The 15,686-nt window shown below is 31.8% G+C and carries 16 protein-coding genes; 10 read left to right on the top strand and 6 right to left on the bottom strand.

The annotated features are described in order from the left end of the window. Positions 1–6: 6 nt before the first annotated feature. Positions 7–1,743 (bottom strand): hypothetical protein, encoded by a 1,737-nt coding sequence (locus ACMDB5_RS10060; protein ID WP_413998131.1) that lies wholly within the window; start codon positions 1,741–1,743, stop codon positions 7–9. A gap of 172 nt (positions 1,744–1,915) precedes the next feature. Between ACMDB5_RS10060 and ACMDB5_RS10065 the strand changes: the two genes are divergently transcribed. From ACMDB5_RS10065 to ACMDB5_RS10095, 7 genes are all read left to right on the top strand, one after another. After that, positions 1,916–2,338, top strand: a complete 423-nt coding sequence (locus tag ACMDB5_RS10065; protein ID WP_413998132.1) for a helix-turn-helix domain-containing protein — start codon at positions 1,916–1,918, stop codon at positions 2,336–2,338. 366 nt (positions 2,339–2,704) lie between these two features. Beyond that, positions 2,705–4,126: an N-6 DNA methylase gene (locus ACMDB5_RS10070; RefSeq protein ID WP_413998133.1), complete on the top strand. Its 1,422-nt coding sequence runs from the start codon at positions 2,705–2,707 to the stop codon at positions 4,124–4,126. Continuing rightward, a complete protein-coding gene (locus tag ACMDB5_RS10075; protein WP_413998134.1) occupies positions 4,123–5,697 on the top strand; it encodes a restriction endonuclease subunit S in 1,575 nt (524 codons plus the stop codon). The genes ACMDB5_RS10070 and ACMDB5_RS10075 overlap by 4 nt, the downstream gene beginning before the upstream one ends. After that, a complete protein-coding gene (locus tag ACMDB5_RS10080; protein ID WP_413998135.1) occupies positions 5,694–7,295 on the top strand; it encodes an AAA family ATPase in 1,602 nt (533 codons plus the stop codon). Before ACMDB5_RS10075 ends, ACMDB5_RS10080 begins: the two co-directional genes overlap by 4 nt. Next, entirely contained in the window at positions 7,292–8,128 is an 837-nt protein-coding gene (locus ACMDB5_RS10085) for a hypothetical protein (protein ID WP_413998136.1), read from the top strand. The genes ACMDB5_RS10080 and ACMDB5_RS10085 overlap by 4 nt, the downstream gene beginning before the upstream one ends. Then, positions 8,128–9,375: a phospholipase D-like domain-containing protein gene (locus ACMDB5_RS10090; protein WP_413998137.1), complete on the top strand. Its 1,248-nt coding sequence runs from the start codon at positions 8,128–8,130 to the stop codon at positions 9,373–9,375. The genes ACMDB5_RS10085 and ACMDB5_RS10090 overlap by 1 nt, the downstream gene beginning before the upstream one ends. Further along, positions 9,375–10,118: a hypothetical protein gene (locus ACMDB5_RS10095; RefSeq protein ID WP_413998138.1), complete on the top strand. Its 744-nt coding sequence runs from the start codon at positions 9,375–9,377 to the stop codon at positions 10,116–10,118. Before ACMDB5_RS10090 ends, ACMDB5_RS10095 begins: the two co-directional genes overlap by 1 nt. A 387-nt stretch (positions 10,119–10,505) precedes the next feature. Here ACMDB5_RS10095 and ACMDB5_RS10100 read toward each other — a convergent pair whose 3' ends face one another. Genes ACMDB5_RS10100 through ACMDB5_RS10110 form a run of 3 tightly spaced genes read right to left on the bottom strand, consistent with a single transcriptional unit; the run spans position 10,506 to position 11,897 of the window. Next, positions 10,506–10,733, bottom strand: coding sequence for a hypothetical protein (locus ACMDB5_RS10100; protein WP_413998139.1), 228 nt, complete (start codon positions 10,731–10,733; stop codon positions 10,506–10,508). Positions 10,734–10,745: 12 nt separating this feature from the next. Then, a complete protein-coding gene (locus ACMDB5_RS10105; RefSeq protein ID WP_413998140.1) occupies positions 10,746–11,141 on the bottom strand; it encodes a DUF5675 family protein in 396 nt (131 codons plus the stop codon). Further along, the gene (locus ACMDB5_RS10110; RefSeq protein WP_413998141.1) at positions 11,142–11,897 is read right to left on the bottom strand and encodes a hypothetical protein; all 756 of its coding nucleotides are present in this window, start codon (positions 11,895–11,897) and stop codon (positions 11,142–11,144) included. A gap of 433 nt (positions 11,898–12,330) precedes the next feature. Here ACMDB5_RS10110 and ACMDB5_RS10115 point away from each other — a divergent pair, with 433 nt between their 5' ends. Genes ACMDB5_RS10115 through ACMDB5_RS10125 form a run of 3 tightly spaced genes read left to right on the top strand, consistent with a single transcriptional unit; the run spans position 12,331 to position 13,675 of the window. Then, on the top strand, positions 12,331–13,008 hold the full coding sequence (locus ACMDB5_RS10115; RefSeq protein WP_413998142.1) for a hypothetical protein: 678 nt from the start codon (positions 12,331–12,333) through the stop codon (positions 13,006–13,008). A gap of 6 nt (positions 13,009–13,014) precedes the next feature. Then, positions 13,015–13,296: a hypothetical protein gene (locus ACMDB5_RS10120; RefSeq protein ID WP_413998143.1), complete on the top strand. Its 282-nt coding sequence runs from the start codon at positions 13,015–13,017 to the stop codon at positions 13,294–13,296. Positions 13,297–13,333: 37 nt separating this feature from the next. Further along, entirely contained in the window at positions 13,334–13,675 is a 342-nt protein-coding gene (locus ACMDB5_RS10125) for a helix-turn-helix domain-containing protein (protein WP_413998144.1), read from the top strand. A 104-nt stretch (positions 13,676–13,779) separates the two neighbouring features. On the opposite strand, the gene ACMDB5_RS10130 is transcribed toward ACMDB5_RS10125, so the two are convergent. Both ACMDB5_RS10130 and ACMDB5_RS10135 read right to left on the bottom strand, forming a co-directional pair. Next, the gene (locus ACMDB5_RS10130) at positions 13,780–14,922 is read right to left on the bottom strand and encodes a tyrosine-type recombinase/integrase (RefSeq protein ID WP_413998145.1); all 1,143 of its coding nucleotides are present in this window, start codon (positions 14,920–14,922) and stop codon (positions 13,780–13,782) included. A gap of 3 nt (positions 14,923–14,925) precedes the next feature. Next, positions 14,926–15,480, bottom strand: a complete 555-nt coding sequence (locus ACMDB5_RS10135; RefSeq protein WP_413998146.1) for a helix-turn-helix domain-containing protein — start codon at positions 15,478–15,480, stop codon at positions 14,926–14,928. Between the last annotated feature and the right edge of the window lie 206 nt (positions 15,481–15,686).

Below are 15,686 nucleotides of genomic sequence, written 5' to 3' on the forward strand. Positions count from 1 at the left end.
TTTCATCTATTTTTTATCCTCTTTGTTTTGTACTTCCTTTAAACGGTTGAGTTCTGTTTCCACTACTTCATCCGCTTTAACTATGAAATTGTTGCATCGTCTTTCCAATACCTTAAAATCGAAGGAATCTACATCATTAGCTCTGCTATAACGCAGAGAGTGGGGATGATGTTTTAATACATCGAACAGATGTTGGTCTTCTTGAGTTTTGCGTGGAAAAAAATCTGCTGTTACCCTCGTAAAGTATTCACACAGATTAAATAGATAACCAAGTGAAAAATGATTAGGACTATACCCCATAAAAACACGAATAAGCCCAAGACAGCTTTGTTCAACTAGCTGATAAAGTACAGTTATTTTCACTTCGTCAGTCGATGATATGTTATCCTCAATCGATAACCATTCCAACAGAGTACTAACATTTTTCCTCCTTGCAGCAATATATTGTGCTGTGGAATCTAAGTTTCTACTGGGGATTATTTCAGTAATCATGTAGGGAATATTTTCTTCTTTTTGATATAATAGCTGCGCATCTTGCATGACTTTCCAGAAAAAATACTGCTGGTCACCTCGCATCTTTTTAATATTACTTAATTTATGTATAATGAGTGTAGCAGTAATCAGACCATTGGTTTTCGTTGCGATTTTATCGCTGAGGTCGTTTGCTGTATTTCCCGAGAATTTTTCAACAAAAACAAGTAGATACAAATGGCTGTGATTTTTTTGTGTCTCGATTTCCGGATAGATTTTGCTACACCTAGAATGGGCAGTTTCGCATTTACCAAAGCAGTATATAGCAGCTGTTTTGGCATGCTCTGTAATGATAGCAACAATTTGATGAAATGCATCATTTTCATTGGCTATAGTTGGAGCAATAGTAATATCATTGTCGAGTTCATTTTTTATCCTCTTCTTTTTATTCTTGAAGTTTTTGCCATCACATTGATTCGAAATTTTCTCATACAACAGCACAACTTCTTGCTGTAAACGATCTGCTTTGTCATAGGCAAAAATGGCATCGTCAACGCTAACACTTAGGTCTTTCAAAAAATAATAATGATGATGTGCATTATATAAGAGTTTAGATATTTTTTTGTCCTGCTCCTCTTCTGAACTTAACACCCTAACAAAGGATGGTGAAAATTCAAGTATTTGCTGCTGTTGCCTTATCAAATGCGCCGTTGCCTGATGCCTTCCCAGTATAAGTTCTTCTGCCTGTCTAAATAAAAGCTGTAGCATTTCATACAATGTTGAAACTGCCAGTTGGTAGTTCCGATTTTCAATATAAAAGCCTGCTCCTTGTTGCAGTTCATCAGTTTTATTCAATATTCTGCAATAATGGTTCCTTGCCCTTTTTACTAGCTTTTCAAAATTTAAGGTTGATACATAAGTACGCATTTTTGAGTTCTCACTAATATATACTACAGTTCCTTTAAGAAGTAAATTAACAAAGAATAGATTTCCTCTTAAAATAGTATCTTCTAAATGTGCGATGTTATAGATACGGAAGCGCAAGAAGGGATACTTTCCAAATAACTTATTCGCCCTATCGTACTGTTCATGCACGGCTTGTCTAGAATCCCTATCCAATAGGATAGTTACTAAATAGGCTGGCTCGTCGAATCCTTCAATTGCTAAGAGATAGGCAGAATCTACATCCAAAAAAGAAAATACCTGATCAAGAACAACTCCAATCGAAGCCCGCTCCATGATGTTTTCGGAGATAAAAATGTTGTGATACATAATTTTATTTTTTACATGTTAAACATTGTTTTTAATTTGTATTTTTGTTTAGTACATGCAAGTAAAGAAGAGATTGTACCGTACCGAACCATTCCCAATTGTATCTCACCAAAACCAACTTGTTTTTTACCAATGCCATTTTTTTTGACAAAATTTTAAATATCTTTGAACTATGAGCACAGCAACAAAACCAAAACACATAGGCAGAAATATTAGCCGAATTAGAGAACTAAGAGGAATGAAACAAGAAGCCCTTGCAGTAGCTATGGGCGTAAGCCAGCAATCGGTTTCTAATATGGAGAACAGCGAAAATCTAGAAGATGATAAAATATTAGAAGTAGCAAAGGCACTTGGTGTTACCTCAGAAGCTGTAAAAAACTTTTCGGAAGAAGCAGTTATTAACTATTTCAATTTTTATGATAATAGCTCTAGTCAAGGTAATAATATTGGAGCTTTTGGTACGACTAATTGTACTTTTAATCCATTAGATAAACTAGTGGAAGCTTACGAAGAAAATAAAAAACTTTATGAACGTTTAGTGCAAGCCGAAAAAGACAAAGCAGCTTATTTAGAAAAATTGTTTAAAGACAAGTAAATGCTTTGCAAAAGATATCATTAATTCTAAAGAGAGACTGTAAAGAAGTCTCTTTTTTGTTTATTATTGCATTGTCAGTATAATTTAATATTACATCAATTGAATTCTTATTTTAAAAAGTAATGTTTTATAATAATTTTATTCAAATTCAGCCCAACCAAACATTTATGGAAGTAGCTGTAGAAGTAACCTACTTGACAAAACTAATGCAATTCGAAAAAGTAATAAAAATCACAAGATTTAAAAACCACCTCAAAATATAAGAATGATTAATTGAAAACCAATAATTCAACAAACAGAACAATTAAAATAGAACAACCCAGAAGCTTTTTACTATTGGTACAAAGCCTTGAATAATTAATATAAATGAGTACAACAAGTATAATAAGGTCCATAAGAAATATAATGAGAAAAGACGAAGGAGTTGATGGTGATGCACAGCGTATTTCTCAGATGGTATGGATGCTTTTTATGAAAATTTTTGCAGATAAAGAGGAAGAATGGAAAATCTCACGGAAAGATTATAAAAGTCCTATACCTGAAAAATTAAAATGGCAAAATTGGGCAGCTGATGAAAATGGTTTAACAGGTGATGAATTAATAATTTTTATTAATGATGAATTATTTCCTGTATTGAAAACAATTGACCCAACTGACACTGACCAATCAGTAATTATAAAGTCAGTTTTTAATGACACTTATAATTATATGAAAAGTGGTAATCTTTTCCGCCAAGTGATTAATGAGATTAATAAAATTGATTTTTCTAAAAATAACAAAGATAGGCATGTATTTAATGATATTTATGAAACCATACTAAAAGAGTTACAAAGTGCAAAATCTTCAGGTGAATATTATACTCCTAGAGCAGTAACTCAATTTATGGTAGATATGATAAAACCACAAATAGGTGAAAGTATTTTAGATCCGGCATGTGGTACAGGAGGATTTTTAACTTGCTCATTAGATAATCTATCAAAGCATCAAAATTTTGATGAAACAGCATTAATAATTCAAAACTCAATTCGGGGAGTAGAAAAAAAACCTTTACCTCATTTACTCTGCACTACAAATTTAATGCTACATGGTATTGAGAAACCGGCTATAACTAAAGGTAATTTATTATCAATAGACTATGAAAGTTGGAAAGCAAAAGACCAAGTGAGTATCATACTGTCAAACCCTCCATTTGGTGGACAAGAGGAAGATGGTATAGAAAAAAACTTTCCTGAAAAATTCAGAACTAAAGAAACAGCAGATTTGTTTTTAGCATTAATCATTAAAATTTTAAAGAAGAACGGTAGAGCAGCTGTAGTTTTACCTGACGGTTCATTATTTGGTGATGGAATAAAAACCAAAATAAAAGAGGAGCTTTTAACAAAGTGTAATTTACATACAATTATAAGATTACCAAACGGTGTGTTTAATCCTTATACCGGTATTAAAACAAACCTGCTTTTTTTTGAAAAAGGGAAATCTACTAAAGAAACTTGGTATTATGAAATGCCTTATCCAGAAGGAATAAAGAATTTCAGTACTTCAAGACCAATAGATATTAATCATTTTGAAGAAATAAAAAAATGGTGGTTAGATAGGAAAGAAAATGAATATGCTTGGAGGGTTTCTTTTGAAGAAATAAAAAAAAGAAATTTTAATTTGGATATTAAAAATGAAAACACTTCTGAAGAAGAAATAGCACAATCTACTCAAGAATTGATTTCTATTTTAGAAAATTCATTTCAAAGGAGTTCAATAATACTAGATGCAATTAAAAAATCGTTTCAATGAAAAATTGGAAAAAAGTAAAATTAGGTACTCTTTTAACGGAATCTAAAATTATTTCTGAGAACCCAAATCCAGATAATCGTATTAGAGTTAAACTTAATGTATTGGGAGTTGAAAAAAGACCCATGACTAAAGATAAAAAAGGAGCAACAAGATATTATGTAAGAAAAACAGGGCAATTTATTTATGGGAAACAGAATTTACACAAAGGTGCTTTTGGTATAGTATCAAAAGAATTAGATGGATATGAATCTAGTTCAGATATTCCTGCTTTTGATATTGACGAATCTTGTTACTCAGAATGGATATTTTACTTCTTCAGAAAAAACAATTTTTATTTAAAATTGGAAAACTTAGCTAAAGGTGTTGGTTCCAAAAGAATACAACCTGAGAAATTATTTAATTTGGATATTTATGTACCAAGTAAAGAGGAACAAAGAAAAATATTAGACAAGATTAAAATAGTTGAATTTGAAAATCAAAAATTATTAAAAGAATTTAATTTACAAAAAGATAATATATACAAACTCCGTAAATCTATTTTGTTAGATGGAGTTCAAGGTAAACTAACGGAGGATTGGCGGGTGTATAACCCTCATATTGAATCTGCAAGTAGTCTTCTAAAAGAAATCAAAACAGTAAGAAATATACTTATTAATGAACAAAAAACTAAAAGTGAAAAAGCTTTGCCAATAATCTCAAAAGACGAAATTTCTTTTCTAATTCCTGATAAATGGGTTTGGTGCAGATTAGGAGATATTATTAATCTTAAATCAGGACAGGATTTAAAACCTCACGAATATTCCGACACGACAAAGATTGGTTTGCCATATATTACAGGAGCTAGTAATCTTCAAAGCGAAAAAGTAATTATTAAGAGATGGACAAATAATCCCAAATCAATTGCATATAATGGAGATTTGCTGATAACTTGTAAAGGTTCTGGAGTTGGAAAAATGGGCTGGCTTGAAGTTGAATCTGCACATGTAGCGAGGCAAATTATGGCTATTAAAACTTTAAAAAGGGAGATGATAAGCTATGTGAAAATTATTTTAGATTTAAATGTAAATGAATTTAAGAATAAAGCTACTGGACTTATACCCGGAATAGACAGAAAAACAATTTTAGAAACTATAGTTAGTCTCCCTCCTTTAAAAGAGCAAAACATAATTATTGAGAGAGTTAATAAACTGCAAAATTTTTCTGATAAAATTGAGAAAGAATTATCAAATAATATAGAAAAATCTCAAGAGTTAGTAAATTCTGTGTTGAAGGAGTTATTAGGTGATGAGAAAAATAAAATTTTAAATAAAATTTCTGTTGGCAAAATATCAGAAACTTATCAAAGAGAAATAAAGTACAATACTAAAACAATAAATATGGATTTGATAAAACTGTTAAAAGTAAACGGGAAACTTCATGCAGAAGACCTTTGGAAAATGTCTGAACACTACGATGATAAAAATATCAATGATAGTATTGATAAATTTTATTCTGATTTAAAAACTAAAATTGAAATTGAAAAAACAATTAAAGAAGTCAGTAATGAAAAAGGTTATATAGAATTAGTATGAGAATTGATAAAATTTATATAGAAGAATTCAAAAACCTAAGAGAGTTTTCCATTGATTTAAATGGTAAACAAATGAGTACTGTTCTTCTTGGTCAAAATGCTGCTGGTAAATCTAATCTTTTGGAAGCAATTGTAATTATTTTTAGAGATTTAGATTTAGATGAACATACGAGCTTCGATTATTCTATAGAGTATGAATGCAAAGGCAATTTGTTAAAAGTCAATGGAGGTCCAAGTGTAAAAGGGAAGTTTATATTTTATAAAGGAGAAATAAATGATAATATTATATCTTATTCAACTTTAGTTTCTAAAGCTGTAGTAAAAAGAGATAAATCGGAATATCTGCCAAAATATGTTTTCTCCTATTATTCAGGGATTAGCAATCGTTTACTAGAGCATTTCGACAAACATCAAACGCGTTTCTACAAAGCTTTATTAGATGGTGTTGACGCTCCTCCAAGACCATTATTCTATGCTAGACAAATACATAGTTATTTTGTATTAATGGCATTTTATGCATTTTCAGATGAAAAAGTAAGTCAGTTTTTAAAAGAGTTTCTAGGTATAATTGGTTTGGAGTCTGTTCTTTTTGTATTAAAAGAGCCTATATGGGCTAAAAATAAGAAGGCTGCAAAGCCTGTAAATTTTTGGACAGCCAAAGGTGTTGTACGTAACTTTTTGGATGACCTATGGAATGCTTCAATGGCTCCTATTGTTCAAGAAGACAATGTAAGAGAGGATTTCAGAAGAAGTCATGTCCAAGAACAACTTTACTTATTTATTTCAAATCAAGATAAACTAATTGAAATAGCTGAAAAATATGGTACAAATACAGAGTTTTTTAAAAGTTTGGAAAGTACTTATATATCTGATTTAATACAAGAAGTAAGAGTTAAAGTAAAAAAAGTAAATGTTAATGGAGAAATTACATTTAAAGAACTATCAGAAGGTGAGCAGCAATTATTAACGGTGTTAGGCCTTTTACGCTTCACAAAAGAAGATGAATCATTAATTCTTTTAGATGAGCCTGATACTCACTTAAATCCTTTGTGGAAATGGAAATATATGAATTTATTAGAAGAGTATTCTGGTAAAGATGAATCAAGCCAAATCCTAATGACTACACATGACCCATTAGTTATTGGTGGTTTAACTAAAGAAGAAATAAGAATTTTTTACTCTAAAAAGGCTTTTGATAAAGACGGAATTGAATTTCAGAAAATCGAGACATTTGAACCCGATTTTGACCCAAAAGGATTAGGTGTCGCAGGAATTTTGACTAGTGATCTATTCAATTTACCAACTACTTTAGATGAGGAAACTCAGAATGAGTTAAATGAATATAGATCATTAGAAGTAAAAGAAAGAAAAGGAGATTTGTCAATAAGTGAAAAAAAATTGCTAAAAAAATATTCAGAGTATTTTGATTCATTAGGTTTCAATAAATATAGTCGAGATCCACTATATTCTAAATTTATTGAAAAAGTAGCAAACCTGTCCGAGTTTTTATCTATTCCGAAAAACAGAGAAGAACAGCAAAAACAAGATGATTTAACAGTTTCTATTTTAGAAGATTTACTAAAAGAAGATTTAAAATGAGAACAATAGATATAAGTAATTTGGAAGATTTACTCCCAGATAGTTGGAAAGAACATGCTAAAAATTTAAAAGATTCTTTAGAGGGTAAAAATGCGATGGAAAAGAGAGAAATTTTTAAAGATAATCCTATTTGGCAAGAATTATTAGTTATTCTCAAAGGTCTATCGAATAATAAATGTTGGTATTCTGAAGCACAAGAAGTCATGTCTGATATGGATGTGGATCACTTTAGACCAAAAAATGAAGCTAAACAAATTGATATAGATGGAAAAACTATTAAAAGAAACGGTTATTGGTGGTTAGCTTATGATTGGAAAAACTATCGATTGAGTTCTATTTATTCCAATAGGTTAAGAAAAGACAAGCATACTGATGATAATGAGTCATTTGGTAAAGGCTCTTTTTTTCCATTAAGAAATGGATGCTTACCAGCTACATGTGTTGATGAATTAGATGATGAAGTTATTTATCTTTTAGATCCCATCAATCCAAATGATCCTGATCTTTTATTCTTTTCTGAAGATGGCAAAGCAGTGCCTTCTGTTGAAAAGGATTCAGAGCCTTGGAATTATGCACGAGCTGTAGTTTCAATTGATATTTACCATTTAAATCATACACCTTTAAAAGATGCAAGATTAGTTGTGTGGAATTTATGCCAAAGAAAAATAAATCAAATAAAACAAATCAATCAAAAAGAACACAGAACTGCTGGAGATAACGCAAGAATCGAAATAATAAAAGCAGAAATTCGTGAAATGATTTCAAAATCTGCAGAATTTTCTGCAGTTGCATTAGCTTGTATTGAAAAAAATAAAATTAGAATGGCTGCTTAATGATAATTGAAACTAACATCAAATCAAAAATTCAATCAGTACTAATTGATGCCAAATCAATTTGGGTAGCTACGGCTATGATAAGTAATAATGGCTGGAGTTTTATTCAAAAAAACATTTCTAAACACACTGAACAGCATTTTTTAATTGGTATTGATTTAGCAACTGAACCAAAAGTTTTCGAAGCATTGTTAGATAATTTGAATATAAATGCTAGAGTATATCAAACAAATTATACGTTCCACCCAAAAGTATATCTTATTAAAAAAGAAAATGATTCTTTTACAGCATTTATAGGTTCTTCTAACACAACGAATTGGGGGCTTGAAAAAAATATAGAAATGAATTTTCAAGTAAACGACCAAGAGGAATGTAAAAAACTATTAAGTTGGTTTAGCAATCTTTACAACAATGGATATATAATCACCGAAGATTTTGTAAAAGATTACAAATCAAAATTCATTAAAGCATCATACAGAAATAAAGAAACACAAATAGATATTGACAAAATTACAAGTGAAATATCTAAAGATGAAGGTCAATTTTTTTCTAAAAATCATTATCAAATTTTTGAAAAAAAATATCATCGAGTAAACAGTCAAGATTTAAAAAGGGTAAGAAAAGAAGTTAGTGTCAAATTTAAAGAATTACACAACCTCATTTATCCTCAATTTAAAAAATATGGTTTCTTCGATTTACATTGTCATCATAATTCAAGAGAAATTGTAAGTCGTCATTTTTTCAATCAATTTAGTGGCAATTATATAAGTGCAATATGGCTTCATTATGGGAAGTCTCCAAAAGAATTAACTAAATATATAAATGGGGATTTATCTATTAATAAGCCCGACTCTTTTATCAATAATATAAGATTGCAAGTAATAATCCATGAAGATAGTTTAGGTATTTGGCTTGTTTTAGGTCGAAATAATGGAAGCTATAAAGATAGATTATATTTTAGAGAACAAATGAGAGATGAAAATATTCGAAAAAAAATATTTGAAGCATATAAAAATCTTGGAAATGAATATCGGATGAATATTGAAAATATGCCGCCAATGCAGAACATAAAAACTCCTGAACAATTACATTTACACACACAAAAGGAAAGTATAGATAATTATTTCATTATAGGTTGTGACATTAATTGGTTAGACAAAAGACTATCAAAAGAAAATATATCTAATACAATTTTAACGGAATTCAAAAATCTATATCCTTTGTATGAATTAATGAAAGATAAATAATGAAAATAATAGCTGACACAAATATTTGGTACGGTCTAGGTCAAGATGAAAACTTATTTGCAAAAGTAAAAAAGGATCCCATTGCGCCTACATTTGCAAATATTCATGAACTTTCAAAATCTGAGAATTTAATAGACAAAGAAGATTTATCAAGAAGTGCTATTCAAATGTTATTTAAGTTCAAAGAAAATACAATTTATGAACCGCCTTTCATTTACCTGACCAAATTAAAACAAGAGTATAAATATGACATAATCTCAGAAATTGGGCATTGGTTAGAATTTACTTCAAAATTTGCTGTAGGACATTCAATAAGTCCTGATAAATTAGAAGAGTTTAAACAAGAAATATTAGCTGGTAGAGAAAGCTTAGAAGAAGTAGCTAAACTATTTAATAATGAGGCAGAGAACATTAGAAATAGAATTTTAGATAAAAAAGCACATAAAAAAATTGACACTTACCAAATAACAGCTGAATTTATCAATTTCTGTGTTGAGCAGTCAACAAAAGGTAAAGTAAATATTGATGGTTTTGAATTGGGTAATATTGAATTATTAGTTAAAACGTTAGACCATTTTTTCAAAACATTGGAAACAAGTCATATGAAAGTACAAGCTAACGATTGGTATGATTTTGCAATACTTGCATATGTGCAACCAGGAGATAAATACTGGACTAGGGAGAAGAGATGGCAAAATTTAATTAATGACGCTGGGTGTGGACATTATTTAATTACTGATTGATCTAGAGTGAATAATTATCTTATATCGCTGCACAAAGTCCTAGTTTAGTCCATTTATTACTTCATTTGATTAATTTTAATTAAAAGCTTGGTTTGCAATTAAAAATGATTCAGGCGGTTACGAAAATAGATTCTAAGATAATAAAGTGATATAAAACAAAAAAAGCCCAGACCGCTAGGTCTGGGCTCTTAAAGCACAACTCACAACTCACAACGGAAGCAGTTTCATTTCTTCTCCTTTCGAATCAGTTTTTTGAGCAGCAACGAAATACTAAAACTAACAACTGCACCAATAATTGCTAGTACAATGGTTTTCAATAGGTCTTCCGAATTTAAATTCGGCAACACGCTCAAAAAAGTACCACTCGCAGTCCCTACAAGCGGACTGTTACTCGTTTGCACTGGATTCCGAATTGGGCTCGCCAGTCAACTGACTAACAGCCGATAAAACACCTCCGGCAACAGCCAGATAACCGCCTATCGAAACAACCGTCAAGGGTAAGGCTACAGGCGCAGCAATAATACTGCCACCAACTGCCGCCAAGGCAAGACCTATATTTCGAAGCATTTTAAAAAATTTTGGGGTAGGAGCTTTTGCTCGGTTTATTACATTCATAATAGTTATTTTTTAAGATTGAATAATTAATAAAATAGACTCTTTGGCATCCAGTTCAGGATAAACCAAATTTTTAAGCTTTATAAAAGCTTTTTTTGATTCGAGACCTAAGCCTGAACCAACTACTTGGCTCACAGGAGCAATACAGCCGCGAAGTTCAACTAAAGCATTATTCGCTGGATGAAACAAAATCAAACTCCTGTTAGGTACAGCCAAAACCTCAAAGTGCCATCCAAATCGCTTACTAAAGCGCTTTTCTATAAAGTATTCCCCCTCAGGAATGCAGGAAATATGACTGAGATTGTCTTTCAATGGCAATTCAATCGTATGACAGATTATTTCGCCTTTAAAAACGAGTTTCCCATTAGTCCCTTCGGGAAAATACGTTCGGGTTAATACCAGTACCATTTATAGTCCGCTTACGGCAATTACAGCCAATGGGTTATATGCTCCGTTTTTTAGGGGGTACATTTGTCCGTTTACTTCTTGGTAAAACTCGATTCCCAATACCAAAAATAACGGCTTAGTACTGTTTGGAGTGACCATATTGCTATGGTTGATCGCTACCGTAGGCAACATATTCCAAGCTAACGTAGCAGTTTCCGCATGCGACTCGACAAATGTTTCCGCTTCGAAATCAATTTCTGTTCCAGCCGAAATGATTTTAAAATGAGTCGTTCCAGCTGGGGCGCTAAGCATAGTAGCGGGTACAAAAGGAGCTAGGCTAACCGTAATTTCACCACCAATGCGATCAATAGTGCCAATATAAGGGGCATACAAAGTGGAGCCCAAGCTGCTATTTTTATTAAATTCGAAGCCAGTTAATAATTCGGCTTCTCCATCAATAACGTTTCGCAATCCTCGTACACTAGTGGTATCGGCTTGAATTACTTTAACCATCGATTGTGTCAATCGGCTGACCATCCTGCTGTCAGCAGCATTCAAAAGCAAAGTGCGTAGCGAAGCTCTCAGTATTTTACCTGCTTTCCCGGCTCTGCCAAATTCAGAGCCATTTTCCCGGGTGCGCTGAAACGCAGGATCAGTAGCAATTCGCTTGGCGTCAACGCCTCCTTTTTCACGAGCCAAATGACCGTCTTTGGTTTTGTAAAAAGTAATATCTCCGATAGTACCTCTTAATTTAATTATGCCTCTTTGTTTTGCCATAATTTCTAATTGTTATAATGTGGAAGTATAAAATGTTAGGTACATTTTTTCAAACCTTATAAAACCAATTTCGATGCATCTAAAAGCGGATCTATAAGACAAAGCTTTGACTATTTAAATGAATATCAAAGCACTAGGGTTCAGGAAAGACCATAAAGGACTATTATGACCATTTTAGCCTATTTTGCCCATTGTATTTGCATAGTTCTATCAGGATTTATTTATTAACCTGTATAGTTATTTTAGGACGGGTCAAGGAATTCCACGCTCTATGGATAGTGTATGGATAGAGCATGGTTAGTGTATGGATAATGTATGAGAATGGTGTCTCCGAACATATTTGTTTAAGACTTTCAAAGAATACCCATGCAAAATCATAATAACAGAGCTGTATTCTAGTAGTTATATCCCCTGTACTACTAGTCGTGATATCGTGAAAGCATCTACTGATCGTGCCAAGGCAACACTGCATTTTAAAAAATCGGATCAGAGTGAGATGTATTTTTTTAATTCCTATAAGGTGGATTTGCAAAAAGACAATTCGAAAGAATCATTGGAGCAGACTTTCTATATCAATAAAGGGAGCAATATCACAATGAAAGAAGCTTACAATCTAATGGAAGGAAGAGCAGTCAATAAAGAATTGACTAATAAAGAAGGTCAGTTGTATAATGCTTGGGTACAGATGGACTTTAAAGAAATCGATAGTAATAGTAATTTTAAGCTAAACCAGTACCATCAAAATTATGGTTATGATCTTGAAGGCACTTTAGCAAAGTTGCCTCTAAAGGAATTAGAAAATCCAAAATACAAGGAAGATCTTATTGATTCCCTGAAAAAAGGAAACCTGCAATCTGCAACATTCTTGAAGGATGGCAATGAGGTAAAACAATTTATTGAAGCCAATCCTCAATTCAAAACGATTAATGTTTATGATGTGAATATGAAGCGTATTGACAACCGGGAGTCTAAAGGGGAAAAACAGTCAGAAGGTGCGAAGACTTCTGTTAAACAGGACAGCAAAAAACAAGAAGCTAGTGCTGATAATGAGAACTCTGATATTCCAAACGAAGGAAAAAAAAGGAGAAAAAAACAGTCTAATTCAATTTGATAAATAATGGAAAGTCTAAAACCCTTATCTGAGTTCTTTTCAGCTATTGAAAAGGATTATCGCATCAGTATTACGCACATAGGAATCTATGCCGCTTTGTTGCAATATAGAACGGATAAGGGTTTTACTAATCCAATACAAGTTTTTAGTTATGAGATTATGCACATAGCTAAAATATCTGCAGCCGCTACCTACCATAAATGCGTGAGAGAATTAAACGAGTATGGCTATATTAGATACGAACCTTCTTTTAAAAGAAATCAAGGGAGTAGGATCTATTTTTATTGATTGACAATATCCTTTTTTTTGTTAAAATTATCGAGCTATGAAACAATTTACAGTTGAAGATCTTCCCGATATTATCGGAAAATTGCATACGAAAATTAGTAAGATTGAAAAATTGCTTAAAGACAGAAAAAAAAACAAAGAAGATGAAGAACTTCTTACAATTAAAGGAGCTTCCAAACTTTTAAACCTATCAATAGCTACGATCTATACTAAAGTATGCAAAAATGAAATTCCAGTTAACAAGCAGGGCAAACGACTTTATTTTTATCGAGTAGAATTATTGGATTGGATAAAATCTGGGCGAATTAAAACGATTGCAGAAATACAGCAAGAAGTGGAGTTGAAATTCAATACCAATACCAATAATTCTACCAAATAGTTGAAATTTATTTTGTTTTACGCCAAATTAATATTCTAAATCTAACAAGAAAGACATCCTGTAAATGGGATGTCTTTCTTGTTTCTAGTTTTATATCTAAATGTTTATTTTAGACTAATTTTGCTTGCTGCTTCTCTTTTTTTCTCATCAATTATCTTAGTGTAAATTTGAGTAGTTTTTACATTTTTATGACCAAGCATTTTTGATATTGTATAAATATTCGTTCCCATCGATATTTGAAGGGTAGCATACGTATGGCGGAAACAATGGAATGTAATATGTTTTGTTATCCCAGATTTAGCAATCCAAACAGGTAGGACTCTATCCATATCCCATTTCTTTAGACCGATAAATACTTTTTCACTATGTTTTCCTCTATGTCCAAGGATTTTAAAGGCTTCGTCTGAGATTGGAATGGTCTCCATACCTTTAGTTTTCTTCTGCTTAAATCTGATATAGTGTCCATCATTCTCAATATACTCCACTTCTGACCATAATAATTTATCTATATCAGAGTAGCGTAGCCCTGTTAGGGTGGAGAATATTGATATTCTGCGTATTATTTCGTTTGGACAAACTGTATTAAATAGTTTTTTTGCTTCCTCAAGGGTTAGAAAATTGCGCTGTGACTCCTGTTCTTTAATTGAATTCACTCCAGCATTAATATCAGTTTTTAATTTACCTTCTTTATGAGCTCTCTTTAAAGTAGTTTTAAGCTTATTATGATAAGTTAAAGCTGTATTGGTGGATAAAGTATTTCCATTTCCTTTTAAGCTTTTTGCTTTTAAAAGATAGTCTCTAAAATCGTCAATTAGTGTAATCGTTACATCTTTGAAAAGTAGATCTTGTCCTTCCATAAATGCTTGGAAGTGTAAAATTGAACAATTCCAAATCGATAGATTGTTACCTTCTCTTCTTTGCGCTAACTTATTAAAGTATTTGATGAATGAAGTACTTCCAATTGCTTGTATTTGTAGTTGTTCTTGTTCAAAAATAGAATATATGTTATTTTTATTTAGGTCGTTTCGCCTTCTTATATGAATCAGTTCTGCTGTTCGTAAGTTTTCAATATTTGATATTTTTTGGATTTGATTTATAGGCTTTTTAAAAAGGTATAATTTTAGAAATTCACGTCTGGTGTATTCGTTAGTTCTCGGATTCAGAATAGGAGGATAAAAATCCAAATAGAGTGATTTCCTATCTTTAGAGATGTCCGTTTGCCTCAATGTTACATTAGTCTTTTCCATGGTCTACTTGTTAAATATTGTATCGATATCCTTTCTTGCTACATAGTTGAATCTACCGATGGCATATTTCGCTATACAATATCTTTGGATTAGCATATAAAGTGCACCGGGAGATATCTTAAATTTTTGCTGTATCTGTGTTATAGAATAACAATTCTCCAATCCTGGAAATTCTTGTGAAGGGCGCAGTATGGACTCCTCTAGAGGAAAAGAAAAAAAAGTATCCATGTCGCACCTCCTTATAACTGTTCTTGCACCAAATTTTGCGATATCTAGCTCTCCTCTTGAAATAAGTCTGTAGATAGTCCTTCTGCTTATTCCGAATAAAAGACTTGCCTGATTTACGCTAAGAAAATCTTTTACTTTCACTACTTCAAGGTCAGGCTTCCTGACAGCTTGTGTTTGTTTGTTGCTTTCTGCAATCTTCGCCTCTTTTACACGCGATTTGTAAGCACGACTATTACATTTTAGTGAACAAAATCGCGTTTTTGTTGTTTGGGCAGTAAATTCGTTTTTGCAGAATTCACAGATGCGGGTAATCTTCATGTTGCTACTCATAGAAATGTGACTTTAAGTGTCCCACTGTGACTATGTGTGTCTCTATGTGCCATAATTTGGCCAAAAAAAATATTTTTTTGTACCTCGTAATTTTGAGGTACAAATGAGGTACAAATGTAGACAAAATAACACACAATATCCCAAAGTATATGTAAATAAAAACGCATTAAAATACTGATTTAAAGTGTTTTAATGCGTTTGTTTAT

The organism is Flavobacterium sp. W1B (assembly GCF_047344965.1).
Lineage (GTDB): Bacteria > Bacteroidota > Bacteroidia > Flavobacteriales > Flavobacteriaceae > Flavobacterium.

Excerpts from the sequence above, each read along its gene's own strand:
- ACMDB5_RS10060 (WP_413998131.1), bottom strand. The coding sequence starts at position 1,743 with ATGTATCACAACATTTTTATCTCCGAAAACATCATGGAGCGGGCTTCG.
- ACMDB5_RS10065 (WP_413998132.1), top strand. The coding sequence starts at position 1,916 with ATGAGCACAGCAACAAAACCAAAACACATAGGCAGAAATATTAGCCGA.
- ACMDB5_RS10070 (WP_413998133.1), top strand. The coding sequence starts at position 2,705 with ATGAGTACAACAAGTATAATAAGGTCCATAAGAAATATAATGAGAAAA.
- ACMDB5_RS10075 (WP_413998134.1), top strand. The coding sequence starts at position 4,123 with ATGAAAAATTGGAAAAAAGTAAAATTAGGTACTCTTTTAACGGAATCT.
- ACMDB5_RS10080 (WP_413998135.1), top strand. The coding sequence starts at position 5,694 with ATGAGAATTGATAAAATTTATATAGAAGAATTCAAAAACCTAAGAGAG.
- ACMDB5_RS10085 (WP_413998136.1), top strand. The coding sequence starts at position 7,292 with ATGAGAACAATAGATATAAGTAATTTGGAAGATTTACTCCCAGATAGT.
- ACMDB5_RS10090 (WP_413998137.1), top strand. The coding sequence starts at position 8,128 with ATGATAATTGAAACTAACATCAAATCAAAAATTCAATCAGTACTAATT.
- ACMDB5_RS10095 (WP_413998138.1), top strand. The coding sequence starts at position 9,375 with ATGAAAATAATAGCTGACACAAATATTTGGTACGGTCTAGGTCAAGAT.
- ACMDB5_RS10100 (WP_413998139.1), bottom strand. The coding sequence starts at position 10,733 with ATGAATGTAATAAACCGAGCAAAAGCTCCTACCCCAAAATTTTTTAAA.
- ACMDB5_RS10105 (WP_413998140.1), bottom strand. The coding sequence starts at position 11,141 with ATGGTACTGGTATTAACCCGAACGTATTTTCCCGAAGGGACTAATGGG.
- ACMDB5_RS10110 (WP_413998141.1), bottom strand. The coding sequence starts at position 11,897 with ATGGCAAAACAAAGAGGCATAATTAAATTAAGAGGTACTATCGGAGAT.
- ACMDB5_RS10120 (WP_413998143.1), top strand. The coding sequence starts at position 13,015 with ATGGAAAGTCTAAAACCCTTATCTGAGTTCTTTTCAGCTATTGAAAAG.
- ACMDB5_RS10125 (WP_413998144.1), top strand. The coding sequence starts at position 13,334 with ATGAAACAATTTACAGTTGAAGATCTTCCCGATATTATCGGAAAATTG.
- ACMDB5_RS10130 (WP_413998145.1), bottom strand. The coding sequence starts at position 14,922 with ATGGAAAAGACTAATGTAACATTGAGGCAAACGGACATCTCTAAAGAT.
- ACMDB5_RS10135 (WP_413998146.1), bottom strand. The coding sequence starts at position 15,480 with ATGAGTAGCAACATGAAGATTACCCGCATCTGTGAATTCTGCAAAAAC.